Annotated in this window: 22 protein-coding genes; 6 read left to right on the forward strand and 16 right to left on the reverse strand. The window is 70.4% G+C overall.

All coding sequences use genetic code 11. From position 1 onward, the window contains the following. Positions 1-2: 2 nt before the first annotated feature. The gene (locus tag JMJ56_RS13740; protein ID WP_202832334.1) at positions 3-1,142 is read right to left on the reverse strand and encodes an oxidoreductase; all 1,140 of its coding nucleotides are present in this window, start codon (positions 1,140-1,142) and stop codon (positions 3-5) included. A gap of 97 nt (positions 1,143-1,239) precedes the next feature. After that, on the reverse strand, positions 1,240-2,112 hold the full coding sequence (locus JMJ56_RS13745) for an aldo/keto reductase family oxidoreductase (protein WP_202832335.1): 873 nt from the start codon (positions 2,110-2,112) through the stop codon (positions 1,240-1,242). 92 nt (positions 2,113-2,204) lie between these two features. Here JMJ56_RS13745 and JMJ56_RS13750 point away from each other — a divergent pair, with 92 nt between their 5' ends. Beyond that, positions 2,205-3,119, forward strand: coding sequence for a LysR family transcriptional regulator (locus JMJ56_RS13750; protein ID WP_202832336.1), 915 nt, complete (start codon positions 2,205-2,207; stop codon positions 3,117-3,119). Here the strand turns inward: JMJ56_RS13750 and JMJ56_RS13755 are convergent. Together JMJ56_RS13755 and JMJ56_RS13760 are read right to left on the reverse strand one after the other, a co-directional pair. Beyond that, a complete protein-coding gene (locus JMJ56_RS13755; RefSeq protein ID WP_202832337.1) occupies positions 3,088-4,386 on the reverse strand; it encodes a vWA domain-containing protein in 1,299 nt (432 codons plus the stop codon). The two genes, JMJ56_RS13750 and JMJ56_RS13755, sit on opposite strands and share 32 nt — an antisense overlap. After that, the gene (locus tag JMJ56_RS13760; protein ID WP_202832338.1) at positions 4,386-5,342 is read right to left on the reverse strand and encodes an AAA family ATPase; all 957 of its coding nucleotides are present in this window, start codon (positions 5,340-5,342) and stop codon (positions 4,386-4,388) included. The genes JMJ56_RS13755 and JMJ56_RS13760 overlap by 1 nt, the downstream gene beginning before the upstream one ends. Positions 5,343-5,480: 138 nt before the next feature. Between JMJ56_RS13760 and JMJ56_RS13765 the strand changes: the two genes are divergently transcribed. Genes JMJ56_RS13765 through JMJ56_RS13775 form a run of 3 tightly spaced genes read left to right on the forward strand, consistent with a single transcriptional unit; the run spans position 5,481 to position 8,486 of the window. After that, a complete protein-coding gene (locus JMJ56_RS13765) occupies positions 5,481-5,957 on the forward strand; it encodes a tripartite tricarboxylate transporter TctB family protein (RefSeq protein ID WP_202832339.1) in 477 nt (158 codons plus the stop codon). 7 nt (positions 5,958-5,964) lie between these two features. After that, positions 5,965-7,461: a tripartite tricarboxylate transporter permease gene (locus JMJ56_RS13770; RefSeq protein ID WP_202832340.1), complete on the forward strand. Its 1,497-nt coding sequence runs from the start codon at positions 5,965-5,967 to the stop codon at positions 7,459-7,461. A gap of 47 nt (positions 7,462-7,508) precedes the next feature. Next, positions 7,509-8,486 (forward strand): tripartite tricarboxylate transporter substrate binding protein, encoded by a 978-nt coding sequence (locus tag JMJ56_RS13775; RefSeq protein ID WP_202832341.1) that lies wholly within the window; start codon positions 7,509-7,511, stop codon positions 8,484-8,486. Positions 8,487-8,580: 94 nt separating this feature from the next. On the opposite strand, the gene JMJ56_RS13780 is transcribed toward JMJ56_RS13775, so the two are convergent. From JMJ56_RS13780 to JMJ56_RS13795, 4 genes are all read right to left on the reverse strand, one after another. Next, the gene (locus JMJ56_RS13780) at positions 8,581-12,753 is read right to left on the reverse strand and encodes a glycosyltransferase (protein ID WP_202832342.1); all 4,173 of its coding nucleotides are present in this window, start codon (positions 12,751-12,753) and stop codon (positions 8,581-8,583) included. Between the two features lie 39 nt (positions 12,754-12,792). Next, a complete protein-coding gene (locus JMJ56_RS13785; RefSeq protein ID WP_202832343.1) occupies positions 12,793-13,758 on the reverse strand; it encodes a GDP-mannose 4,6-dehydratase in 966 nt (321 codons plus the stop codon). A 9-nt stretch (positions 13,759-13,767) separates the two neighbouring features. Then, entirely contained in the window at positions 13,768-14,748 is a 981-nt protein-coding gene (gmd, locus tag JMJ56_RS13790) for a GDP-mannose 4,6-dehydratase (protein WP_202832344.1), read from the reverse strand. A 98-nt stretch (positions 14,749-14,846) separates the two neighbouring features. Continuing rightward, entirely contained in the window at positions 14,847-15,404 is a 558-nt protein-coding gene (locus JMJ56_RS13795; RefSeq protein ID WP_202832345.1) for a DUF1003 domain-containing protein, read from the reverse strand. Positions 15,405-15,495: 91 nt separating this feature from the next. Here JMJ56_RS13795 and JMJ56_RS13800 point away from each other — a divergent pair, with 91 nt between their 5' ends. Both JMJ56_RS13800 and JMJ56_RS13805 read left to right on the forward strand, forming a co-directional pair. Continuing rightward, the gene (locus JMJ56_RS13800; protein ID WP_202832346.1) at positions 15,496-16,344 is read left to right on the forward strand and encodes an AAA family ATPase; all 849 of its coding nucleotides are present in this window, start codon (positions 15,496-15,498) and stop codon (positions 16,342-16,344) included. Between the two features lie 6 nt (positions 16,345-16,350). Beyond that, positions 16,351-17,541 carry a vWA domain-containing protein gene (locus JMJ56_RS13805; RefSeq protein WP_328702376.1) on the forward strand — a complete coding sequence of 397 codons (1,191 nt, stop codon included), beginning with the start codon at positions 16,351-16,353 and terminating at the stop codon, positions 17,539-17,541. 18 nt (positions 17,542-17,559) lie between these two features. Here the strand turns inward: JMJ56_RS13805 and JMJ56_RS33850 are convergent, their stop codons facing one another. From JMJ56_RS33850 to bchY, 8 genes are all read right to left on the reverse strand, one after another. Beyond that, a complete protein-coding gene (locus JMJ56_RS33850) occupies positions 17,560-18,573 on the reverse strand; it encodes a c-type cytochrome (RefSeq protein WP_236037741.1) in 1,014 nt (337 codons plus the stop codon). A 179-nt stretch (positions 18,574-18,752) separates the two neighbouring features. Further along, positions 18,753-19,829, reverse strand: a complete 1,077-nt coding sequence (gene pufC / locus JMJ56_RS13815) for a photosynthetic reaction center cytochrome PufC (protein WP_202832347.1) — start codon at positions 19,827-19,829, stop codon at positions 18,753-18,755. Further along, on the reverse strand, positions 19,826-20,803 hold the full coding sequence (gene pufM, locus JMJ56_RS13820) for a photosynthetic reaction center subunit M (RefSeq protein ID WP_202832348.1): 978 nt from the start codon (positions 20,801-20,803) through the stop codon (positions 19,826-19,828). The genes pufC and pufM overlap by 4 nt, the downstream gene beginning before the upstream one ends. 27 nt (positions 20,804-20,830) lie before the next feature. After that, positions 20,831-21,655, reverse strand: a complete 825-nt coding sequence (gene pufL / locus JMJ56_RS13825) for a photosynthetic reaction center subunit L (protein WP_202832349.1) — start codon at positions 21,653-21,655, stop codon at positions 20,831-20,833. A gap of 198 nt (positions 21,656-21,853) precedes the next feature. Further along, the gene (pufA, locus tag JMJ56_RS13830) at positions 21,854-22,030 is read right to left on the reverse strand and encodes a light-harvesting antenna LH1, alpha subunit (RefSeq protein ID WP_082012450.1); all 177 of its coding nucleotides are present in this window, start codon (positions 22,028-22,030) and stop codon (positions 21,854-21,856) included. A gap of 16 nt (positions 22,031-22,046) precedes the next feature. Further along, positions 22,047-22,352, reverse strand: coding sequence for a light-harvesting antenna LH1, beta subunit (gene pufB / locus JMJ56_RS13835; protein WP_407927907.1), 306 nt, complete (start codon positions 22,350-22,352; stop codon positions 22,047-22,049). A gap of 51 nt (positions 22,353-22,403) precedes the next feature. Continuing rightward, the gene (gene bchZ, locus JMJ56_RS13840) at positions 22,404-23,846 is read right to left on the reverse strand and encodes a chlorophyllide a reductase subunit Z (protein WP_202832350.1); all 1,443 of its coding nucleotides are present in this window, start codon (positions 23,844-23,846) and stop codon (positions 22,404-22,406) included. A 4-nt stretch (positions 23,847-23,850) separates the two neighbouring features. Further along, entirely contained in the window at positions 23,851-25,332 is a 1,482-nt protein-coding gene (gene bchY, locus JMJ56_RS13845) for a chlorophyllide a reductase subunit Y (RefSeq protein WP_202832351.1), read from the reverse strand. Between the last annotated feature and the right edge of the window lie 2 nt (positions 25,333-25,334).

Raw genomic sequence — 25,334 nt, forward strand, 5'->3', positions numbered from 1 at the left:
CCTCAGGTCCTGGGCGCGGGTGCCGGCCAGCCATGCGAGTTCTCGGAGCCCGGGCGGTTCTTCAGCCACCAGGACCAGTCCTGCGGCAGGAGCGAGAACGGGTCGTCATGCGTCAGCTCGCGCGCGGCCCAGACCGGCCAGTGGGGGTTGGCGAGCGCCGGGCGGCCGAGGAAGACGAGGTCGATCAGCTCCTCGCGGATCACCCGGTCGGCGATGGCGGGCGTGCCGAGGTTCCAGCTGACCGCGACCGGGATGCCGCATTCGCGGCGGACGCGGTTGCCCCGCTCCACCATGAAGGCGGCCTGCGCAAAGGGCGGCTCGCGCAGGTCGTCGGTGTTCATCCCGAGGCTCAGGTCGGCGAGGTCGAGGCCGTGCCGCTTCAGCTCGCCGACCGCCCAGACCGCGTCGTCGAACTGCACGCCGTCAGGATGGAAGTCGTCGGAGCCGAGGCGCATGGTCAGCGGCAGGCGCTCCGGCCAGACGGCGCGCACGGCATCGAGCGCCTCGCGGTGGAAGCGCAGCCGGTTCTCCAGGCTGCCGCCATAGGCGTCGGTCCGCTGGTTGGCGAGCGGTGAGAAAAAGCTGGCGCCGAGATAGCCATGGGCGAAATGCATCTCCAGCCACTCGAAGCCGGCCGCGAGCGCCCGCCTCGCCGCATCGGCATAGGCGCGGTGCAGGTCGTGGATCTCGGCGGCGCTCAACGCCTGCACCGGGTAGGTGTAGCGGCCGCCATAGGTGATGGCGGAGGGTCCGCGCACCTGCCAGCCATCCGGGTGGTCCGGGGCGATCTGCCGCTTGCCCTCCCAGGGCTTCTGCTCGCTGCCCTTGCGTCCGGTATGGCCGAGCTGGATGGCGGGGACGGCGCCCATCTCCTTCACCAGGGCGCAGACGCGGGCCAGGCCCTCGATCTGGGCATCGTCCCAGAGGCCGGCGCAGCAGGTGCCGGTGCGGCCGTCCGGGGTGATGGCAATCTGCTCGGGGAAGACCAGGCCGAAGCCGCCGGCGGCGCGCGAGCCGAGCAGCATGAGGTGGTAGTCGCCTACCTTGCCGTCCACCGACCGGTACATGGTCATGGGCGACATGGCGATGCGGTTGCGGAGGGTGATGCCCTTGAGGGTGTAGGGGCTGAACAGGTCGGGCATGGGACCTTGCTGACAATGGCCGGGAATACCACGACATTGGCGGATCGGGCCGCCGCTGGCGAGCGGCCCGTTGCGCTGGCCGCCGCGGCGATGCGCCTCAGGCGGCGGTGCCGATGCCGTCCAGCTCGGCCATCGCATCCGCCGGCAGGGCGAGTTCGGCGGCGGCGAGGTTCTCCCGCAGGTGGGCGACGGAGGAGGTGCCGGGGATCAGCAGGATGTTGGGCGAGCGGCGCAGCAGCCAGGCCAGCGCCACCTGCATCGGCGTGGCGCCCAGCCGCTCCGCCACCGCGGAGAGCGTCGAGGATTGCAGCGGGCTGAAGCCGCCGAGCGGGAAGAAGGGCACATAGGGGATGCCGTCGCGGGCGAGCGCGTCGATCAGCATATCGTCGCCGCGATGGGCGAGGTTGTACTGGTTCTGCACGCAGGCGATCTCGCAGAGGCGGCGGCCTTCGGCCACTTGCTCGGGCGTGACGTTGCTGAGGCCGATATGGCGGACCAGGCCCTGGCGCTGCAGCCCGGCCAGGGTGGCGAGCGGGGCTTCGATCGAGCCTTCGGCGGGGCCGTGGACGTCGAACATGATGCGGAGGTTGACGGCCTCCAGCACGTCGAGGCCGAGGTTGCGGAGGTTGTCGTGGACGGCCTGCGTCAGCGCCTCGGCCGAATAGGCGGGGAGCCAGGCGCCCTTGTCGTCGCGCCGGGCGCCGATCTTGGTGACGAGGGTGAGGTTGGCGGGATAGGGCGAGAGCGCCTCGCGGATCAGCTGGTTGGTGATGTGGGGGCCGTAGAAGTCGCTGGTGTCGATGTGGTCGACGCCGGCGGCGGCGGCGGCGCGGAGCACGGCGAGCGCAGCGTCCCGGTCGCGGGGCGGGCCGAAGACGCCGGGGCCGGCGAGTTGCATGGCGCCGTAGCCGAGGCGCTTCACCTGGCGGCTGCCGAGCTGGAAGGTGCCGGCCTTGTCGATGTTGGTCATGGGGGTTCTCCTGGGTGCCGGCCAGAGTTAGGGCCTGCCGCACTGCGCGAGAATCAGGCATGATCCGCACGACCTGTGCGGAATAACGGACAATGGCGACGGATCTGGGCGAGTTGCAGGCCTTCCTCGCCGTGGCGCGGGCGGGGGGCTTCCGCGAGGCGGGGCGGGCGGCGGGGGCCAGCGCCTCCGGCCTCAGCGAGGCAGTGCGGCGGCTGGAGACGCGGCTCGGCGTGCGGTTGCTGCACCGGACGACGCGGAGCGTGCGGCCGACCGAGGCCGGCGAGCGGCTGCTGGAGCGGCTGGGGCCGGCGCTCGGCGAGGTGGAGGCCGCGATGGATGTGGTCAACGGCTTCCGCGACCGGCCGGCGGGGACGCTCCGGCTCAACGTGCCGGTCAGCGCGGCGCGGCTGGTGCTACCCGCGATCGTGCCGGGATTCCTCGCGGCCTATCCCGAGATCCGGCTGGAGATCACCGCCGAGGAGGGCTTCGTCGATGTGCTTGCCGCCGGCTGCGATGCGGGCATCCGCTACGACGAGCGGCTGGAGGCGGACATGATCGCGGTGCCGATCGGGCCGCGCGTGCAGCGCTTCGCCACGGCCGCCTCGCCGGACTATCTCCGCCGCCGTGGACGGCCGGAGCATCCGCGCGATCTGCTCGGCCATGCCTGCCTGCGCGGCCGCTTCCCGAGTGGCAGCATGCCCCCCTGGGAGTTCGAGCGGGAGGGCGAGACGGTGCGGGTCGATCCCACCGGGCCGCTGGTCGTCAGCATCGGCGGGGCGGTCGATCTGTCGGTGGATGCGGCGGTCGGCGGCGCGGGGATCGTCGCGCTGTTCGAGGACTGGCTGCGGCCGCATCTCGACAGCGGGGCGCTGGAGGCGGTGCTGGAGCCGTGGTGGCCGGCCTTCTCGGGGCCGTTTCTCTACTATTCCGGGCGGCGGCTGGTCCCGGCGCCGCTCAGGGCCTTCATCGACTTCATCAAGCACCGTCCCGCAGCAGGCCGGCGATGATGCGGTCGAGCGCGTCGAGCGTGTTGCAGACGGCGGCGACGCGGCAGTGCGGGGCGTAGCGGGGCATGTCGGAATCGCCGGTGCCCCAGATCGGGCGGGGCTCCGGGTTGAGCCAGACGATCTGCTTGGCGCGGTTGGCCATGGCGGCGAGGATCTCCGCACGTGGGTCCGTGCGGTTGCCGCGGCCGTCGCCGAGGATGATGACGGTGGTGCGGCTGTCGAGCAGGGCCATGTGCCCTTCGGCGAAGTCGGCGAGGGCCTGGCCGTAATTGGAGGAGCCGAAGCCGGCGCGGTCGAGCACGGCGGGGATGGCGCGCTCGATCGGCTGGCGCTCCAGCAGGTCGGAGACGGGGACCAGCGTGCCCGAGAAGGCGAAGGCGTGCAGGCCGGACAGCGCCTCGTTCAGCGAATAGAGGAAGAGCAGCAGGAATTGCGCCATGGCGGCGACGGAGCCGCTGACGTCGCAGAGCACGACGAGGCGCGGCTTGTCGATCACCTCCTCCTTCCAGACGGGGAGGAAGGGCAGCCCGTCCCAGCCCATGTTGCGGCGGATGGTGCGGCGCGCGTCGAGCAGGCCGCGGCGCTGGCGCTTGCGGCGGCGGCCGTACTGGGTGGCGAGGCGCCGGGCCATGGCGCGGACCAGCTTGCGCATGCGGTCGTGGTCGCGGCGGTCGATGGCGGCGAGGCGGGTGCGGGCGAGGCTGCGGTTGCGGTACTCCTCCGCCTGGCCGCGGGCGTAGAGGGCGAGGTTCTGCTGCACCAGCTCCTTCACCTGCTCGCGCAGGCGGTCCCGCCCCTCGCGGAGGCGGTCGGCGGTTGGGGGCGGGGCGGCGGCAATCTCGCGATCGAGGGCGGCGAGGCCCATCCGCTCCAGGATGCGGCGGGTGTAGAGGTTCACCTGGGTGAAGATGGTGATGTTGGCGACCTCCAGCTCCGCCGCGGCGCCCTCGGCGGCGGCGGCGAGGGCGGACTGGTCGCCGGCGAGGAGCATCCGCGCCAGCGGACTCTCGGCCGTGCCGGGGGTGGCTTCCTCCGGCTGCTCCGGGGTGAAGGCCGGGCGGGAGAAGAAGAGGTCGAAGCAGTCGGCGAAGAGGCGCTTCTCCTCCGCGGACTTCGCCAGGACGAGGGAGAGCGTGTCGCGCAGGGTGGTGCGGTCGGCATAGCCGACCTGCTCCACGGCGCGGGCGGCGTCGATGCTCTCGGCCGGCGAGATGCGGAGGCCGGCGCTGCGGGCGGCGCGCAGGAAGTCGAGCAGCGGGCCCTGCATCAGCGGATCGGGACGGCGTCGCGCCGGGCGGCGGCCAGCAGCTCGGCGAGGCGCGGCTCGGCGGCCTCGATATCGGCCTCGAATTTCAGCAGGACGTTGAGCGTGTCGCGCACCAGCGCCACGTCCAGCTCGCGGACATGCAGCAGGAGCAGGGTGCGGGCCCAGTCGATGGTCTCGCTGACCGAGGGGAGTTTGCGCAGGTCCAGCGTGCGGAGCTGCTGGACGAAGGCGACGAGCTGGCGGCGCAGCTCGTCCTCGAGGCCGGGGAGGCGGGCGGCGAGGATGCGCGCCTCCAGCCGGGCATCGGGCAGGCCGATATGGAGGTGGAGGCAGCGGCGCTTCAGCGCGTCGCCGAGGTCGCGCTGGCTGTTGGAGGTGAGCAGGACCAGCGGCGGGACATCGGCGCGGATGGTGCCGATCTCGGGGATGGAGACCTGGTAGTCGGAGAGCAGCTCGAGCAGGAAGGCCTCGAATTCCTGGTCGGCCTTGTCGACCTCGTCGATGAGGAGGACGGCGCCGCCGGGCTCCCTCAGGGCGCGCAGCAGGGGGCGGGGTTCGAGGAATTGCTCGGAGAAGAAGAGGTCGCCGAAGCCGTGCAGGCGGGCGAGGGCGGCATCGAGGCCGGGCTCCTCGCCAAGGGCGGCGCCGAGGCGGTCCTTCAGGATCTGGGTGTAGAGCAGCTGCTTGCCATACTTCCACTCATAGAGGGCCTTCGATTCGTCGAGTCCCTCGTAGCACTGCATGCGGATCAGCCCGATGCCGAGCCACCTGGCCAGCGCCTTCGCCAGCTCCGTCTTGCCGACGCCGGCGGGGCCTTCGACGAGGATGGGCTTCCGCAGGTGATGCGCCAGCCAGGCCGCGGTGGCGATGGGGCGGCTGGCAATGTAGCCGGCGGTGGCGAGGCCGGCCTCGGTCGCCTCGATGGAATGGAGCCGGTCGTGCCAGGGGGGTGTCATGGGGTGGGGCGTTTCTCCGTTTGCCCGGGATGATGCCCTGTCGGCGCGCGGGCGCCAAATCGGCGGAGGCGGTCTGGACCTCGGGCATGGGCCGGGTAGAGTGGTTGCGGAGAACGAGCGTCCAGGGGGAAAGAGTCCGTGCAATTATCCGACCGGGTGACCGGGGGGGTCCTGGTGGTCCTCGGGGGCCTCGCGGCCTGGAGCGGCTCGCGCCTGCCGGCGGTGCCGGGGCAGGATGTCGGACCGGCCGCCTTCCCGATGCTGATCGGCTCCGGCCTCGTGATCTGCGGGGCGTTGATCGCCCTCGGCATCGGCCGCAGCTTCGAGGTGCCCGAGGGGGAGATGCCGGAGGACGCGCCGGCGACGGCCTCGCGCTTCCATGGCCTGCGCGTGCTGATCCCGCCCGCCCTGCTGCTGTTCTACATGCTGGCCTCGGAGCCGCTGGGCTTCCTGCTGACGGCGGGCATCATGGTCTTCGTCGTGGCCTGGGCACTCGGCGCGTCGATGCGGCTCGCCGTGCCGCTGGCGCTGGTGGCGCCGGTCTTCGTGCATCTCGCCTTCTACAAGCTGCTGCGGGTGCCCTTGCCCGACGGCGTGCTGCCGGCGCCGTGGTAGGCGCATCATGAACGAAGTCATCGAAGCCTTCCGCCTGGTCGCGGCGCCCGATGTGGTGATCGCGATCGTCGCCTCGGCGATCTATGGGCTGGTCGTCGGGTCTCTGCCTGGCCTCTCGGCCACCATGGCGACGGCGCTGCTGGTGCCCGTTACCTTCTGGCTGAGCCCGATCGCGGCCATCGCCACCATCATCACCGCCTCGGCCATGGCGATCTTCTCGGGCGACATTCCGGGCTGCCTGCTGCGCATCCCGGGCACGCCGGCCTCGGCCGCCTATACGGACGAGGCCTATGCGATGACGCGGAAGGGCCAGGCGGAGATGGCGCTCGGCGCCGGGCTCTGGTTCTCGGCCATCGGCGGCATCGTCGGCACCCTCTCGCTGGTGCTGATGGCGCCGCTGCTCGCCGAGATGGCGCTGTCCTTCTCGACCTTCGAGTATTTCTGGCTCGCCTTCCTCGGGCTGATGTGCGCGACGCTCGTCGCGCGGTCGTCGCCGATCAAGGCGATCGCCTCCATGCTGCTGGGGCTGCTGGTGTCCTGCATCGGGATGGAGAATCCGGCCGGCACGCCGCGCTTCACCTTCGGCCTGACGGATCTGCTGGGCGGCATCGAGCCCATTCCGGCGCTGGTCGGCGTGTTCGCCGTCAGCGAGGTGATGCGGGCGATGGCGACGGCGGAGCCGCCGAAGCTGCCGGACCGGAAATTCGGCTCCATCCTGGCCGGGCAGTGGATGCTGACCAAGAAGTACCAGTGGCCGATGTGGCGGGGGAACCTCATCGGCATCATCATCGGCGTGCTGCCGGGGGCCGGGGCCGACATGGCCGCCTGGGTCAGCTATGCCATGTCGAAGAAGTTCTCGAAGGAACCCGAGAAGTTCGGGACGGGGCATCCGGAGGGGCTGGTCGAGGCGGGGGCGTCGAACAACGCCTCGCTCGCCTCGGGCTGGGTACCCTCGCTGCTCTTCGGCATTCCGGGCGACACCATCACGGCGATCGCCATCGGCGTGCTCTACATGAAGGGGCTGAACCCGGGGCCGACGCTCTTCACCGAGAATGCGCGCAGCATGTATGCGCTCTATCTCATCTTCATCATCGCCAACATCATCATGATTCCCTTGGGCATCGTCATGATCCGCATCGCGTCCAAGGTGCTGCGGGCGCCGCGGGCCTCGATCATGCCGGTGATCCTGCTGCTCTGCGCGGTCGGCGCCTATGCGACGGGGAACAACCTGTTCTCGGTGCTGCTGGTGGGCGCCTTCGGCATCCTCGGCTTCGTCATGGAGCGGAACGGCTATCCGGTGGCGGCGCTGGTGCTCGGCATCGTCATGGGGACGATGGTGGAGCAGAATTTCATCACCTCGCTCATCAAGTCGGACGGCGACGTGATGCCCTTCTTCGAGCGGCCGGTCTCCGCCGTGCTGGCGGCGATGACCATCGGGGCGCTGCTCTGGCCGCTCGGCGTCTGGATCTGGAACCGCACGGGCGGGCGGCGCTTGCCGGCATAGGGTGCGGTATAGTAACGATAATCACAAAGTCAGCCGGAGGACATGTCATGGTTTCGATCGATCGCCGTGGGTTGCTGGGGGCGGGCGCTGCCCTGCTCGCCTCCCCTGCCCTCGCCCAGCCGCGCTGGCCGGCGCGGCCGGTGCAGCTGCTCTGCCCCTGGGCCGCGGGCGGCGGCACCGATGCGGTGGTGCGCATCGCTGCCACCCTGCTGGAGCGGGAGCTGGGCCAGCCCTTCAACGTGGTGAACCGCACCGGCGGCTCCGGCGTGGTGGGCCATACCGCCATCGCCCAGTCGAATCCGGACGGCTACACGCTCGGCATCATCACCTCCGAGATCTGCATGCTGCACTGGCAGGGGCTGACGGAGGTCACCTACAAGAACTTCACCCCGCTCGGGCAGCTGAACAACGACCCGCCGGGCATCCAGGTGAATGCCAGCTCGGCCTACCAGAACGTCCAGCAGCTGGCGGATGCGATCAAGGCGAGCCCGGCGGGCAAGTTCAAGGCGAGCGGCACGGGCCAGGGCGGCATCTGGCACCTGGCGCTGGCGAGCTGGCTGGGCGCGATGGGGCTGAAGGCGGACCATGTGCGCTGGGTGCCCTCCAACGGCGCGGCGCCGGCGATGCAGGACCTGGCGGCGGGCGGGCTCGACTTCACCACCTGCTCCGTCCCCGAGGCGCGGGCGATGCTGGATGCCGGGCGCGCGCGCAGCCTCGCCGTGATGGCGCCGGCGCGGCTCTCGGCCTTCGCCAGCATCCCGACGCTGAAGGAGACGATGAACATCGACATCACCGCGGGCGCGATGCGGATCATCGCCGGGCCGGCCAACCTGCCGGCCGAGGTGAAGGCAGCGATCGAGCCGGCGCTGAAGAAGGTGTTCGACAGCAAGGAGTACCAGGACTTCATGAACGCGCGCGGCTTCGGCCTGGTCTATGCCGATGGCGCCGGCGCGGGACAGGCGCTGGCGGCGGCGGACAAGGCGCTCGGCGATGCGATGAAGGCGGCGGGACTGGCGAAGGCGTAGAACGAACTCCGCTCGGGTGGCATCACCCGAGCGGAGGCAGAACCGTGCAACGAGGTAGCGCGGCTTCCATGAGCTAAGGCGAACGGACGTCGCCCTATCTCACCTTCCGCCCGGCGCGGATGGCTTCCAGCCGCGTCGCCATGCGGCGGCCGGCGGCTTCCATCGAGAGGTCGCGTTGCAGTTCGGCCTGGGCGCGGGCGCCGAGGGCGCGGGCGAAGTCGCGGTTCTCGAAGACGCGGCGCATGAGCCGCGCGGCATGCGCCTCGGAGGGCTCGGCCCAGCGGGTGCCGGCGTCGTAGGGTGGGATCGGCTTTGCGATCTCGACGAGGCGATAGTCGACAAGGAGGCTGTTCTCCTCGCTCATGAAGTCGAGGTTGCCCGAATAGCGCGTGCCGATGACCGGCTTCGCCAACAGCATCGCCTCCGCCATGGTGAGGCCGAGCCCTTCGCTGCGATGGAGCGAGATGTAGCAGTCGCAGGCGTCCATCAGCGAGATGGTCTCGTCGAAGGTGAAGACGCGGTCGATGACGATGATGCGGCCGCCCGCCTCGGCCGCGGCGGCGTGCAGCTCGGCGATGAGGGCCGGGTGCTTCTCGCCGAAGGAGGTCTTCAGCACCAGCGTCGCCGCATCCGCCGCGGTGAAGGCCTGGCGGAAGGCGCGGATGAGGCCGAGCGGGTTCTTCCGCTCCATGATGCTCATCATGTGGAATGCGAAGAGGAAGGTGAAGCGGCCGGGCGGGATGCCGAACTGCTCCGGCGTGCGGCGGGTGAAGGGCGGCAGGGCGACGCCGGGCATGAATTCGAAGACGGGGATGTCGAAGCGGGAGCGGAGCGCGTCGCCGACGAAGCGCGTGGCGGTCCAGATTTCGTCGGCTTCGGCGACGGCGCCGGTCCAGGCGGCGGGCACGGAATCCAGCTCCCAGTACCAGTAGCCGATGCGGTGGGTGCGCGGGCGGCGCGGCCGCAGCCCGACGCGGTCATAGGCCTTGTGGAAGAAGGGCTCCGGCTGGATGTGCAGCAGTGTCGCGTCGTACAGCTCGAAGCCGCCGAAGGCGGCGTGCTGCGGCAGGTCGTGCTCGGCATCGACCGGCACGTCGCGCATCGGCATGTCATAGCCGAAGCCGCGGAGGCCCTCGGCGATGGAGAGGGTGGAAGTGCGCAGGCCCGAGGGGTAGCAGAGGTGGCCGATGATGGTGAGGCCGGGGCGCGCCAACGCTTCGGCCAGCGCCTCTTGCGGCTGAGCGGCGAGCCAGGCGCGGGCGGCTTCGTCGAGCGCCGCCTCGGGGCCGGCGAGCCAGTCGAGCAGGGCGCGGGCGGTGGCGGAGGTGGAGAAGGCGTCGGGGTGGCGGTGCTGCCAGTGCGGGCGGCTGTACCAGCCGAGGCGGATCTGCTCGGCCGGGGTCTGGGTTTCCGGCCAATGGGCCGGGTCGGTCCAGTCGCCCTCGCAGCGATAGGTGGCGCGGAGCCAGGCGGCCATGCGGCCGCTGCCGAAGGCGGTCGGCCCGTCGGGGAAAAGGGCCTGCCAGCCGGGATTGAAACGGTGGCTCAGCAGCAGCTCGCGCGCAGGGTCCTCGGCGCAGAGGAGCGCCAGCCACCAGATCTCCTCGCGGCGCAGCGGGGCGCCGTCGCGGCGGAACAGCAGGCTCAGCAGGCCCGCGCGGCCGGGGGGCAGGAAGGCGAGCGGCACTTCCTCGGGTAGGCCGCCCTGGCCGAGCACGGCCTGGCGGGCGCGGGCCGCGGGGTCGGCGGCGAGGGCGGCGGCGATATGCGGCAGGGCGTGGGCGGGCAGGCCGAGGGTGGTGGCGCCCTCGGTGGCGAGCCAGCGGGCGAAGCTGCCCTCCGCGCCGGCGGAGAGGGCGTCGCGGAAGCGCGCGCGGAGGTCGGGGCGGCGGCGCAGCAGGTCGACGATCCAGCGGGCGGCGGACCAGGTGTCGCCGATCGCCTCGGCGCGGAAGGGAGGCCAGAACAGCGCTTCGGCAGGCAGGCCAACCGCCTCGGCGACCTCGGCATCGTTGCAGAGGTCGAGCGGCACCGGCGCGGCAAGGCCGGCGTCGTGGCGGCGCGACCACTGCACCAGGTTGGCGGCATTGCCCGGCTCCGCCCCGATGCGGAGGCGCGGGATGTTGCTTTCGGCATCGAGCGCGGGGTGGAAGAAGGGATCCTCATGATAGCCGAAGCGGCGGAGGTCGAGCGCGGTGCGCGTCAGGTCCGCCACCGGGTTGCTGTGGCCGCGGCTGGCGCCCTCGTGGTGGATCAGGCGGGCGAAGGGCGTGTAGGCGGTGCGCCAGCCGAGGGCGCGGGCGGCGAGGCAGAGGGCGACGTCGCTGTTCGCCATGACGAAGCTCTCGTCGAAGCCGCCGGCCTGGGCAAATGCCTCGCGCCGGACCATCTGGCAGGCGCCCATGATGGCCGAGACCGTGCGCGGCACGGAGGGCGAGCCGATCGGCCCCCACTCCGCCTCCGGCGCCAGGCGGAAGAGCAGGCCGCAGAGATGCATGCCGATGGTGACGCCGGCATGCTGCAGCCGGCCGTCCGGATAGACCAGCATGGTGCCGACCACGCCAACGCCGGGGCGCTGGGCATAGCGGACCAGCTCGGTGAGCCAGTCGGGCCGGGTCACCGCGATGTCGTTGTTGAGGAAGAGCAGCAGCGCGCCCGTCGCCGCGCGGGCACCGGCATTGCAGGCAGCCGAGTAGTTGAAGGGATCGCGGAAGGCGACGAGGCGGATGCGGCCCGCCGCCTCGAGCCTCGCGTAGAGGGCCAGCGTCTCCGGGTCGGAGGAGCCGCTGTCGACGATGACGATCTCGATGCGCGGGTAGTCGGTTTCCTCCAGCAGGCCACGCAGGCACTGGCCAAGCAGCGCGGGCTGGTCGCGGTTCGGGATGATGACGGAGACGAGTGGCGGCTCGGCGATGGGCCAGGTGGCGCGCTGGGTGCCGTCGTGCTGGGTCGCCACCTCGGCCGCGATGCCCTGGCGCTGCCAGTGGGCGGCGAGCACGGCGCGCAGCTCGGCCGCTTCCGGGCTGCCGGCCTGCGGGCGGTCGCCCATGGACTCGGCCGGGCGGTGGCAGAGGATGCGGGGGATGCGGGCTACCCGTGCGCCGGCGGCGGTGAGGCGGAGGTGCAGGTCCCATTCCGCGCCGGCGCCGGTGCCAGGGGTGAAGCCGCCGGCGGCTTCCACCGCGGCGCGATCGAGCGCCACCGGACGGCCGGGGTAGTTGAAGGCCTCCAGCAGGTCGGGCGACCATTCCGGCTTCAGGAACGGCTCCATGCGGCGGCCGTCAGGACCGATCCGGTCCTCGTCGCCATGGACGAGCGTGGCCTCGGAGGCGGCAAGGGCGGCCAGGGCGTCGGGCACCAGGGTGTCGCCGGGGTCGAGCACCAGCAGCCGCTCGCCGCTCGCGCCGGCGGCGAGGACGGCCAGCATGGCGCCGCGCTCGGCGCTCTCCAGCGGGAGGGTCGTGAGGCGGGCGGCGATCAAGGGGTCCAGCCCGGCAGGCGGCGAGGCGCCGGGGGCGAGGCCGATCCGGCAATCCCAATCGGTACCCGCCTGGGATCGCAGGCTGCCGAGGGTGGCAGCCAGCGCAGTCGTCCCATCCACGAGAACCGGCAGCAGCAGGGAGATGCGGCGGGGCCGGAATGCGATGGGCGGCGGGACCAGGCCCTCCTGCTCCGCGATCCACTGCTCGTAGCGATTCCTGGTGGAGACGACCGGCGGCGCGGTCACCGTGCCGTCGCCGAGCAGGGTCTGGCCGAGGATCTGGCGCAGGCCGGCCCGGCCCTTGCTGCGCCAGGCAGCCTCCAGGCTACGGGCGGATTGCGTGAAGTGCCGCGGCTCCTGCATCCAGCGTTGGCCGAGCGAAAGGGCGAGGCGGGCGCCGACCAGTGGACGCGTCGTCGGATGCGCTTCGATGAGGTGGAGGCGGAAGGGGCCTTGCGACACTGGCGACGTCATCGCCAGGGCGATGGCCCCGGGCGGCAGGTAGATTATCAGGCTCCAGCGCCCGCGGGCTGAGGACCGCGGCATCACGACGCGAAGCGGCTGGTACCCGCTGCCGGTATCGACCTTGAAGCCCGGCACCGCCAGGGCATTGCGCGGTGCCTGGACCATCATGGTGAGGCGCAGCCAGCCCTTCGGCAGGCCGGCGGGACCGGGCTCCAGGCGGAAGGCCGCAGCCGGGCTGGTTGCCTCCCACCAGCCATCCGCGCCGTCGATCTCCGCCAGGTCGCGCAGGACCCGCGGCTTGAGAGGATAGGACTTCGGCATCAGGAGCATTCCGTTCAGGACATAGGCCAGCGGGCAGGCCTATTCACCGGCTGCAACGCGGCTGCGCCAGTCGGCGAGCACGGAGCGCAGAGTCTCTTCCCAAGGGATGGTCGGAGCCCAGCCCAGGATCTCACGGGCCCGCCTTGGGTCGCCCTGGACACGTTCCACATCGGTCGGGCGGAGGCGGACGGCCTCCTGCTCGATGCGGGCCTCGACGCCGGCCAGGGCGAGCAACGCGTCAAGGATGTCGCCGATGCGGCGCGGGGTGCCGCCGCAGAGGTTGAGGGCAAGGCCTGGCGGCAGGCGCTCCGCCAATTCCAGGGCGCGGACATAGCCGGCGCAGATGTCTCGCACGTCGAGCAGATCGCGCCAGCGGTCGAGGGCGCCGGTGCGCAGGACGGGTTCCTGCTGCCCGGCCTCGATCCGGCAAACCTGGCGGGCGAAGTTGGCGACGGCGAATTGCGGCGCCTGGCCGGGTCCCACATGGGTGAAGGGGCGGAGCCGGATGGCGCGGAGGCCGCGCAGCGCCATCTCGCCGATCGCCAGGTCGGCGGCGGCCTTGCTGGCGGCATAGGGATTGGCGGGCTGGAAGGCGGCGTCCTCGTCGAGCGGCTGCCCGGCCTGGAAGCCGAGGCCGTAGATCTCGCCGGAGGAGACGTAGAGGAAGGCAGCCTCGGGCGCCTCCCGCAGCACCGCTTCGGCCAGCGCCAGGGTGCCGAGCAGGTTGGGCCGCCAGGTTTCGTCCGGGGCGCGGAAGGAAGCGGCGACATCGGCCTGGGCGGCGAGATGCAGCACCGCATCCGGCCGGACGGCGGCGATGGCGCCGGTCATGCTGCCGTGGTCGAGCAGGTCGAGGTGCAGGCTCTCATCCGTGCCGGGGATGGCGGGCCTGCGTCCGGCGCCGATCAGCACCGCCGCAGGAAAGGCGGCCCGGAGCGCAGGCAGCAGGCTGCGGCCGACGAAGCCACCGGCGCCGGTCACCAGGATACGGGCCGGAGCGGCCATGCGGGCGGCTCAGCGCATGCGGGCGCGGTGGCGGAACAGATCGGCCTCGACCATCTCGGTGATCATCTCCTCGAGCGTCGTCCGCGCCGACCAGCCGAGCTTCGCCTTCGCCTTGGAAGGATCGCCGAGCAGAACGTCCACTTCGGCGGGACGGAGGAAGGCCGGGTCGGCCTTCACGAATTCCTCGTAGTCCAGGCCGACATGCCCGAAGGCGATGCGCGCCATGTCGCGCACCGTGACGGTACGGCCGGTGGCGACGACGTAGTCGTCCGGCTTCTCCTGCTGGAGCATCATCCACATCGCCTCGACGTAGTCGCGCGCATGGCCCCAGTCGCGCTTGGCGTCCATGTTGCCCATGAGCAATTCGGTCGCCAGGCCGAGCTTGATGCGGGCGGCGCCGTCGGTGACCTTGCGGGTGACGAATTCGATGCCGCGCAGCGGGCTCTCATGGTTGAAAAGGATGCCGCCGGAGGCGTGCAGGCCGAAGCTCTCGCGGTAGTTCACCGTCATCCAATGCGCGTAGAGCTTGGCGACGGCATAGGGCGAGCGCGGGTAGAAGGGCGTTTTCTCGCTCTGCACCGGCTCCTGGATCAGGCCGTACATCTCGGAGGAGGAGGCCTGGTAGAAGCGGGCGCCGGGCGCCACGAGCCGCACTGCCTCCAGCAGGTTGTTGGCGCCGAGCGCCGTCACCTGACCGGTCAGCAGCGGCTGGTTCCAGGAGGTCTTGACGAAGGACTGGGCGCCGAGGTTGTAGACCTCGTCCGGCTTTACCTCGTTCAGGATTCGGATGAGCGATGACAGGTCGATCAGGTTGCCGTCCATCATGCGCACCCGCCCGGCGATGCCGAGCCAGCGCAGGCGCTCGTCGATCACGTCACCCGAGGAGGAGCGGCGCAGCAGGCCGAAAACCTCGTAGCCCTTGTCGAGCAGGAGCTTCGAGAGATATGCCCCATCCTGGCCGGTGACTCCGGTAATAAGTGCGCGCGGCATGCGAAATCGATCCTGTAGGGGCTCTTGGTCGCGTCCTTAGCGACATCGGATGGAAATTCCAAGGCTGTGAGCCATAGCTACCGTCCGGCCCGAGGACTTCACGGGCCGGGGCTCCCTCCCCTTCCCTCCTGCAACAGCCGCGTCAGGAGGTCGATCTGTTCCTGCTGGCGCGCGAGCAGCGCCTCGATCTCGCGGGTGCAGAGTTGGTCCAGCTTCTCGTGCAGGGCCATGATCTCGATCTCGGCCTTGAGCTTCACCTCGTAGTCATGCGCGGCGTCCAGCCGGTCGCGCACGGCCTGGCGGTTCTGGCTCATCATGATGATCGGCGCCTGAAGGGCGGCGATCATCGAGAGCAGCAGGTTCAGGAAGATATAGGGATAGGCGTCGAAAGGGCGCGGCAGGACCGCGTTCAGTAGCGTCCAGGCCAGCAGGAACAGGCCGAAGCTGAGGATGAAGGCCCAGGAGCCGCCGAATTCGGCCACGCGGTCTGCCAGGCGTTGGCCGAAGGTCAGCTCGCCATCGAAATCGCGCTCGATGTCGCGGCTGATCACCCGCCGCTCCTTGGTCGAGGTGAGGACAAGCCGCTCGGCTGGGCTGAGGTCGCGGGGCTTGCGGCCGAACCAGCGATGGGCGGCGGTGTCGGTAGGCTCGGGCATGCTGGGACTCCAGGGGATGGGCCGAAGATAGCTTGCCCGATGCCGGGGGAGAGGCCACCTTTCCGGGCAGAGCGACAGCAAGGGGGCGGGCGTGGCCGGGTTCAGGAGCACCGAGAATTACATCGCCTCGCGCGACCTGGAGGTCGCGGTCAATGCCGCCGTCACGCTGCAACGGCCCTTGCTGGTGAAGGGCGAGCCCGGCACCGGCAAGACGGTGCTGGCGCATGAGGTGGCGAAGGCGCTCGGCCTGCCGCTGATCGAGTGGCACATCAAGTCCACCACCAAGGCGCAGCAGGGGCTCTACGAGTACGATGCCGTCTCGCGGCTGCGCGACGGGCAGCTCGGCGACGAGCGCGTCCACGACATCTCGAACTACATCGTGCGCGGCAAGCTGTGGGAGGCCTTCGCGGCCGACCGGCAGCATGTCCTGCTGATCGACGAGATCGACAAGGCCGACATCGAATTCCCGAACGACCTGCTGCTCGAGCTCGATCGGATGCAGTTCTTCGTCTACGAGACGAAGGAGACGGTGGTGGCGCGGCACCGGCCGGTGGTCATCATCACCTCGAACAACGAGAAGGAGCTGCCGGATGCCTTCCTGCGGCGCTGCTTCTTCCACTACATCCGCTTCCCCGACCGGGAGACGATGGAGCGCATCGTCCAGGCGCATTTCCCCGACATCAAGCAGGAGCTGGCGCGGGAGGCGCTGAACGTCTTCTTCCAGGTCCGCGGCGTCGGCGAGCTGAAGAAGAAGCCGGCGACCTCCGAGCTGCTGGACTGGCTGAAGCTGCTGATGATCGAGGATCTGCCGCCGGAGGTGCTGCGCAGCCAGGACCCGAAGGTGGCGATCCCGCCGCTGCACGGGGCGCTGCTGAAGAACGAGCAGGACGTGCACCTGTTCGAGCGGCTGGCCTTCCTCTCGCGGCAGCGGCAGAGGTAGCGGGCGGTGCTCGCGCATTTCATCCTCGCGCTGCGCAACGCCGGTATCCCGGCCAGCATCACCGAATACCTTGCCCTGCTGCGCGGGATGAAGGCGGGGGTCGCCGACTACAATGTCGACGACTTCTACCACCTCAGCCGGGCGGCGCTGGTGAAGGACGAGCGGCACCTGGACCGTTTCGACCGGGTCTTCGGTGAGGTGTTCAAGGGGCTGGAGGCGCCGGAGGGCGAGGGCTTCGATACGCTGGTACGGCAGCTGCCGGAGGAATGGCTCCGCAAGATGGCGGAGAAGCTGCTGACCGAGGAAGAGAAGGCGGCGATCCAGGCCGCGGGCGGGTTCGACAAGCTCATGGAGATGCTGCGGCAGCGGCTGGCCGAGCAGAAGGGGCGGCACCAGGGCGGCAGCAAGTGGATCGGCACGGGCGGGACCTCGCCCTTCGGGGCGCACGGGTACAACCCGGAAGGAGTGCGGATCGGGCAGGAGGAGAGCCGGCACCGGCGGGCGGTGAAGGTGTGGGACAAGCGCGAGTTCCGCGACCTCGACGATTCGGTCGAGATCGGGACACGGAACATCAAGCTGGCGCTCCGGCGGCTGCGGCGCTTTGCCCGGCAGGGGGCGGCGACGGAGCTCGACCTGCCGGACACCATCCGCTCGACCGCGAACAATGCCGGGTCGCTCGACCTGAAGATGGTGCCGGAGCGGCACAACACGGTGAAGGTGCTGCTCTTCCTCGATATCGGCGGATCGATGGACGACTGGGTGAAGCTCTCGGAGGAGCTGTTCTCGGCGGCTCGGGCGGAGTTCAAGCACCTCGAGCATTTCTACTTCCACAACTGCCCCTATGAGCGTCTGTGGACCAACAACCGGCGGCGGCGGGAGAGCGAGGTCTCGACCCTCGAGGTGCTGCGGAAATACGGGCCGGACTACAAGGCCGTCTTCGTCGGGGATGCGAGCATGAGCCCCTATGAGATCGTCCAGCCCGGGGGCAGCGTCGAGCATTGGAACGAGGAGCCGGGGAGTGCCTGGATGGCGCGGCTGACCGGGCATTTCCGGCGTAGCGCCTGGCTGAACCCGATGCCGCAGGCGGGCTGGGGGCGGACGCACTCCATCGGTCTGATGCGACAGGTGATGGAGGACCGGATGTTCCCGCTGACCCTCGGCGGGATCGAGGCGATGACGCGGGAACTCAGCCGCTAGGCTGAGCCCCCGGCCCGGTTACGGCAGCGGCTGCGGGCTGGCCGACAGGCTGCGGAGATAGGCGATGATGTCCGCCCGGTCTTCCGGCTTGGAGACGCCGGCGAAGGCCATGCGGGTGCCGGGGGCATAGGTCATCGGCTTGAAGAGCCAGCGATTCAGCTCCTCATAAGTCCACGGGCCCTGCTTGCCCTTCAGCGCAGCCGAGTAGTTGAAGCTCTCGAGATGGCCGTGCGGCTTGCCGACGACGTCATAGAGGTTGGGGCCGACGCCGTTGCGGCCACCCTCGGTGAAGGTGTGGCAGACGGCGCAGAGGCGGCGGCTGATGGCCGCGCCGTTGTCCGGGTTGGCATTGGCCAGCAGCGGGGCGATCGCCGGCAGCTCGGCCGAGGCGGCGGCCGGGGCCGCGGCGGGGGCACCGCCCGGGGCCGGGGCGGCGGCCGGCGGAGCAGCTGCAGCGGCGGGTGCGACGGCCGGGGCCGCGGCCTCGCCGGCGGGCGGCAGCGGCTTCGGGCTCGGCGAGAGGCTGCGCAGATAGGCGACCACATTGGCGCGCTGCTGGGTGTTGCTCAGGCCGGCGAAGGCCATGCGGGTGCCCGGCGCATAGGAGGCCGGCTTGTAGAGCCAATGGTTCAGCTCCTCGTAGTCCCAGGGGCCCTGCTTGCCCTTGAGCGCCGCCGAGTAGTTGAAGCCTTCGACATGCCCATGCGGCGCGCCGACGACGTTGTAGAGGTTCGGGCCGATGCCGCTCCGGCCGCCCTGGTCGAAGCTGTGGCAGGCGCCGCAATTGCGCTGGGCGATCTGCTGGCCGGCGGCGACGTCGGCGCTGGCGAGGAGGCCGGAGATCGGCTCGGCCTGCGGGGCGGCGGCCGGAGCGGCGCTCGGGGCGCCGCCGGTCGGGTCGCCGATGCGGATGGCGCTTTCATGCGGCTTCTCGCCATGCACCAGCAGCTTGCCCACCTGGCCGGCCACCATGAAGGTGATCCCGGCCGTCAGCACGGCGGCAAAGGCCTTGTTCAGCTCGAGCGAATTCATAGGCGGTGACGTCCTCGGAGCGGCGGCGGCCAGTGGGCCGCGCGTAACGGGCGCGGGGCGCAAGGGCCAGGATGCATATAGCCGAAGCGGTGGTGCCCGCAACCCGTCCCGGCCGCCAAACATGCCAAGGGCCGGCCTTCCCCGCGCAGGGAAGGGCCGGCCCCTGGCTGGCGGGCGCGCTACTGCCGGATCGGCGGCGGCGCCTCGATATTGGTGATGCGGGCGAGCTCCGGGTAGTCCCGCAGCATCGAGACGCCGTTCAGGGGCTTGTTCACGCCCTGGTGGCAGGTGGTGCAGTTGACCTTCAGCGGATCCTCATGCGGGCCGAGGCGGGCGCGCTGCGGGCCGCCCGGCGGGCCGTTGGGGTTGGCCGCCCAGAGGGGCTGCAAGGGGTCGATGAAGTTGTGGTTGATGTCCCGCACCATGCGGATGCCGTGCCAGGCATTGGTCCGCTGGGGGGCGCTCTGGTCCCAGGCGGAGAAGGCGCGGCTGTTGTGGCAGGTGGTGCAGTTCACCCCGAGCGCCTGGGAGAAGTGCATCATCAGCCCATAGGTGAACTCGGCCTCCTTGATGCCCTGGCTGTTGCCGGCGGGCAGCGCGTCCGGCGTCTGGACGCGGATGTTGGCGGCCTGGTCCAGGTAGCGGCTGAAGGGGTCGTAGGGAAGCGAGCTGTCGCCCACCACCGGCGAGGCGAGGTTCTGCCCGTTGGAGGAGGCGGAGAAGCCCTCGCCGCGCATCGGGCCGGTATTCTCCGACCAGACATTCAGCGGGACCGGGTTGCCGCGGTGGCAGGTATAGCAGGTGACGCCGGTCTCCAGCACATGCGGCTTCCATTCCGCATTGATGCGGGCGACCATCTGCAACATGCGGCGGGCCACGACCTTGGTGTAGACCTCGTCGGAGGCCATGTTCGCCGGGTTGTGGCAGTAATTGCAGCCCTGCTGCGGGGAGACCCAGGCCGTCATCGCCGCCATGGTGCGGGCGAATTCGGCGACGCCGAGTTCGCCCAGCACCTGCACATTCCGATAGGCCTGGCCGGCGCGGGGGCCGACCGAGGGCACGCGCGGGATCATCGGCGGCAGCTGGTTGGCCGCGGCCAGCGCCGGCTGCAGCCGCGGGTTGGCGATGTTGCCGAGCGCGACGCCGCGGAAGCCGGTCTGCACCGTTTCCACAGGCGGGCGCTCGAAGGTGAGGAGGATGACCGCGAGGCCGAGCAGCCCCGCGAGCACCGCGCCGAGTTTGAGGGAGAAGCTCATTGTGCGGCTCCCGGAGCGAGGAGTGGGTCGGGCATGGCGCGGAAGACCTCGGGATAGGCCGGTGCGATGCCGTGCTTGACGCCCCAGAGGTACCAGTTGTCGACCACCGTGCCGGTCAGCAGGATGCCGATGCCGCCCGTCAGCGGGCAGAGCACGGCGAACCACCAGAGCCAGCGGTGGACGCTCTCGAAGGTGGCGTTGAAGCCCATGGTCCAGCGCCAGAAGATGGCGCAGCGCTCATGCGCCGTGCCGCGGTCGATCACCTGCTCCACCTCGCGCTCCGCGCCGAAGCGGCCGGCCGCCAGGATGGTCGCCCCATGCATCGCGAAGAGCAGGGTCGAGCCGTAGAGGAAGACGATCGAGAGCATGTGGAAGGGGTTGTAGAAGAGGTTGCCGTAGCGGAGCGAGAAGGCCGCCGTCCAGTCGAGATGCGGGAAGATGCCGAAGGGCACCGCCTCGGACCAGGAGCCCATCAGCAAGGGCCGGAAGAAGCCGAGCACCAGGTAGAGCCAGATGGCGGCGGCGAAGGCCCAGGGGACGTGGGTGCCGAGGCCGAGCTGCCGGGCACGGCGGTAGGTGCGGGCCCACCAGAGCAGGATGGAGACGGTGAGGAACAGGCCGGCGAGCAGCCACCAGCCGCCTTCCGCCAGCGGCGGGATGCTGAGGCCGTAGGCGGGCGAGGGCGGCTCCAGCGCCAGCCAGGGGAGCTGGCGGATGAACTGGACGGGATCCCAGTTCACCGAGGCCAGCATGTTCAGGCCGATGATCTCGAAGGCGGCGAAGCCGAAAATGAGCGAGATGATGCCGAGCCAGCCGAGATAGACCGGGCCGACCTGGGCATCGCCGAGCCAGCCGAGGATGTAGGCGAAGTTCGGCTTGCCGTCGCGCGGGCTGCTGCCGCGGACGAGCGGCACGCCGACATAGGCCGGGCCCCTGACCTGCACGCGGGTGAAGATGTTCTGGTATTCCGCCATGGGGATGTTCCTCCTCCTTGCTTGGGCTCAGTTCCAGATCGGCAGGTTGAGCCACCAGCCCCACCATTGCGGCCAGCCATGGGTCCAGAAGGGACCGGAGATGACGATGCAGACCGCGCTCCAGAACCCGGCGGACAGCGCGAGGAAGAGCCCGACGCGGTGGATGCCGAGCGTGCCGATGGAATAGCCGATGGTGTCGCGGAAGAAGGTGTTCTCATGCTCGGCGGTCTTCACGTCCTCGCCCGGGGCGGGGTTGATGGCCGAGAGCACCAGCGCGCCGTGCAGCGACAGGGCGAGCGTCGTGGTGAAGAAGAAGGTCACCGCGAGCATGTGCGCCGGGTTGTAGTGGAAGTGCAGGTACTGGTAGCCGGTGTTCGACACCCAATCGAGGTGGCTAAGGATGCCGTAGGGGAAGCCATGGCCCCAGGCGCCCATCAGCACAGGGCGGATCACCACCAGGGTGAAGTAGGCGAAGACCGCCATGCCGTAGGCGACGGGAATGTGGTAGCCCATGCCGAGCTTCCGCGCGATCTCCGCCTGGCGCAATGCCCAGGAGACGAAGGCGCCGAGGGCGCAGACCGTCACGATCTGCCAGATCCCGCCATCCTTCAGCGGCGCGAGGCCGAGGCCGTATTTCAGGTCGGGCGGGGCGATGTTGATGGTCCAGGGGTTCCAGGTGCCACCGATGGCGGCGCCGTAGAAGAGCATCAGCGTGCCGACCAGGGTGCAGAAGACCGTCGTGACGCCGAAGAAGCCGACATAGAAGGGCCCGACCCAGAAGTCGAACAGGTCGCCCCCGACCAGGGTGCCTCCGCGGACGCGGTACTTCCTCTCAAAGCTGAGCATCGCCATGGTGGATACCCCGAACGGGGAGGTGCTCTGTGCGGGCAGCCTCGTTGAAGCCGGATCGGCGGCGGACGGAGGGATGCCCCGTCCGCCACCCGGGCGGTCGCGCCAGAACGGATTGCGAAGGAGCGCAGGCGCCCCGAAGCGTGAATCCGCCCTGCCAACAACCGGCCAGGGCAGCGGGCGCGTAACGCGCCCGTTGCCCTAGACGACCGAACTGATGGTGTCGGTGATCATCGCCTGCGGGCGCGGACCCTCGATCCAGTTGAAGCGGTTCGTGCTGAGCAGGATGAAGTGGATCACCAGCGCGAGCACGAGAAGGAAGGTGAAGAGCCCGACCAGCGCGCGACGCGGGTCGAACAGCAGCCAGATGCGCCACATGAGTTCTGCCCTCCCTTCAGGTGAGGTAGGTTGCGAACGAGGCCGCGCCGTCGATCATCGACTGCACGTAGCCGCGCGGCCCGGGGAGCCACGGGCGCCATTGCCAAACCAGGAAATGCGCGACGATGGCGATGACGGTGAAGATGATGAAGGACGTGACGAAGATTCCGTGGAATTCCTTCGCCTCGTTCTCCGTCAGCCCCGTCAGCGAGCCATCTCGCATATCGGTACCGGCCATCTCGATTGCCTCCGTGATGGCGGCCTTGCGGCCGTTACCGCGCAACTCCCGCGCGGCAGGGATCGACGCGGCCGGAATAGCCACGCACGAGGGAAGGCCGCGCTGTCTGGGCGCGCGGCGATGGGCCGGAGGCGGTCATGCGACGCGGCCCTCCGCTAATTCCTGGATGAGGCGGGCGATGCGGGTGGCGGTCACCACCGGCTCGGCGGCCTCGCGGGCGTCGCGCTCGGCGCGGTCGCGGAGGCGCTTGGCCGCCGAGATGCGGAGCAGGAAGGGCTCGGTCTCGAGATGCGCCTCGAGCAGCGACTGCGCCTCCGGCTCCCAGCGCTCGGCGGGGCGGGCGGGGGTGGCGGCGACGCGGTCGAGGTCCGTCCCGAGGGGGAGGATGTGGAAGAGCGCGTCGAACAGCGCGTTGCAGTATTCCTGGATGAGGTAGGTCGCACCGGCATAGCCCATGAAGGGCGTGCCGGTGGCGCGGCGGATGATCGCGCCCGGAAAGCTCGCCGGGATGTAGGTGCTGCGGGCCTTGGCCTCGGCGGCGTACATCCGCTCGTTGTAGGAGCCGAAGAGGACGAGGTGCGGCGTCTTGTGGACCGCCATGCGGACGGCGGCGTTGTCGGTTTTCATCCCCGGCTGGCGGGCGAAGGAGAAGGCGCAGGGGATGCCCATCTCCTCCTCGAGGAAGCGGCGGAGGCCGCGAACATAGGTCTCGGTGGCGACGATGGCGAAGCTGGCCGTCGCGTAGAAATCCTGCGTCACGCTGCGCCAGAGGTCCCAGATCGGCTTGATCGTGGTGTGCTTCTCGCGCTCGATGAAGGGCTCCGGGTCGAGGCCGGTCAGCTCGCCGAGCTTGCGCAGGAAATTGGTCGTGGCGAAGAGGCCGATGGGGGCCATCAGGTAGGGCCGCTCCAGCGTCTCGCAGAGCTTGCGGCCGAACTCGCGGTAGAGGCAGATGTTGACGTCCGCATCCGGCAGGCGGGCGATGTCGTCGACATGGCTGCCGAGCGGGAAGACGAGGTTGATCTCGCATCCGATCCCCTCGACCAGGCGCCGGATCTCGGCGAGGTCGGAGGGCATGTTGAAGGTGCCGTAGATCGGGCCGATGAGGTTGACGCGGGGCGGGCTGCCCTCGGCGCGCTTGCGGGCGCGGACCTTCTTTGCGCCGAACTCGGTCCAGAGCCAGTTGATGGCGCGGTCGGCGGCCTGCCACTGGTCCTCGTCGATGGTGCGGGGGATGAAGCGGCGGAGGTTGCTGCCCTCGGGCGTCACGCCGCCGCCGATCATCTCGGCGATGCTGCCGGTGACGACGACGGCGGGGAGGTCGGCATCGCCGGTGGCGGCGGCGCGCTTCATCGGGCCTTCGGTGCCGGTCTGGGACAACGCCTCCTCGTCGAGGCCGGTGACGACCACGGGCAACTCGTGCGGCGGCAGGGCGTCGGTGTAGTGGAGGACGGCGGTGACGGGCAGGTTCTCGCAGCCGACCGGGCCGTCGATCACGGTGCGCAGCCCGCGCACGGCGCTGAAGGCATAGACGGCGCCCCAGTAGCCGCCGGCGCGGTCGTGGTCGAGGACGAGCATTGTGCTAGCTCCCCACCGCTTCGTCGGCCTTGAGCTTGGCGGCGCGCAGCTTGCGCTGGCGGTCGCGGAAGCCGGCGGGCTCCTCCGGCTTGCCGCGGAAGCCGTAGCCGGCGCGGTCGGGCGTGCCGACGCCCTCGAAGAAGGAGACCATGCGGGAGAAGCGCTCCCTCCCCCGCGTCTGCGCGGCGACGATCGCGGCCATGGAGCCGGCGCCGGCGGGACCGAACAAGGGCCGGGCGGAGACCATGTTGGTGAAGTAGAGGGCGGGGATGCCCATCTCCTTCGCCTTCTGCACCAGCGGCGTGGTGCCGAGGGCGAGGTCGGGCCTGACTTCCGTCATCGCCGCCATGTCCTGCTCGAGGCTGGCGCGGTACTGGACATGGGTGCCGTGGGCGGCGAGCCAGGCGCGGTCGGCCTCGGACCATTCGGTGCGCGGGCAGGCGGTGCCTACATAGGGCACCTCGGCGCCGGCTTCGGTCAGCAGGCGGGCGACCAGCAACTCGGAGCCTTCGTAGCCGGAGACGGTGATGCGGGCGCAGATCGGCGCGGCGGCGAGCGCGGCCTGGATGGCTGGCAGGGCCTTGGCCTTGGCGATGTCGATGCGGGATTGCGGCAGGCCGGCGGCGCGGCCGATGCCCTGCAGCCAGGCCTCGGTGCCGTCGAGGCCGACGGGGCCGGAGCCGACGATGGGGCGGCCGGCGGCGACGAATTCGCGGATGCTCGCGGTGTAGAAGGGGTGGGTGGCGGCGGCGACCTCGCAGTCGAGGGCGGCGTAGAGGTCGCGCCATTCGCGGGCGGGCGTCTGCGGGGCGACGGCGAGGCCCATCGGCGCCAGCAGCGCGGCGATGCCCATGGGGTCGGCGGGGAAGAGCTCGCCGATCAGCGCGACGGTCGGCTTGCCATCGACCAGCGAAGCGGGGCGGGCGACGGGGCCGGCCTCGGCCTCGTGGCGGGCGTAGCGGAGCATGGCGCCGGCGAGGACGTCCTTCGCCTCGGCATGGGTCGGGACGCCGAAGCCGGGCACGTCGATGCCGATGACGCGGACACCGTCGATCTGCTTCGGCAGCAGGTCGAGCGGCACGCCGGAGGCGGTGGGGACGCAGAGGTTGATGACGATGATGGCGTCCAGCTCGTCGGGCTTCGCGGTGGCGTGGACGGCCTCGCGGATGTCCTCGAAGAGCTTGCCGGTGACCAGCGTCTCGGAATTGAAGGGCACGTAGCCGACACTGCGGCGGGCGCCGTAGAAATGGCTGGTGAAGGTGAGGCCGTAGACGCAGCAGGCGCTGCCCGAAAGGATCGTCGCCACGCGGCGCATGCGAAGCCCGACGCGGAGCGAGCCGAAGGCGGGGCACATGCTCTGCGGCTGGTCGTGCGGGCCGCGCGGGTAGTCGGCCATCAGCCGGTCGAGCGCATCCGACTTGCCGGCGGCGCGGGCGGCCGCCTGCATCGTCTCGCGGCCGCCGTGGCAGGATGCGCCCTCGGCCATGC

Origin of the sequence: Belnapia arida, from assembly GCF_016773205.1 — a bacterium.
GTDB lineage: Bacteria > Pseudomonadota > Alphaproteobacteria > Acetobacterales > Acetobacteraceae > Belnapia > Belnapia arida.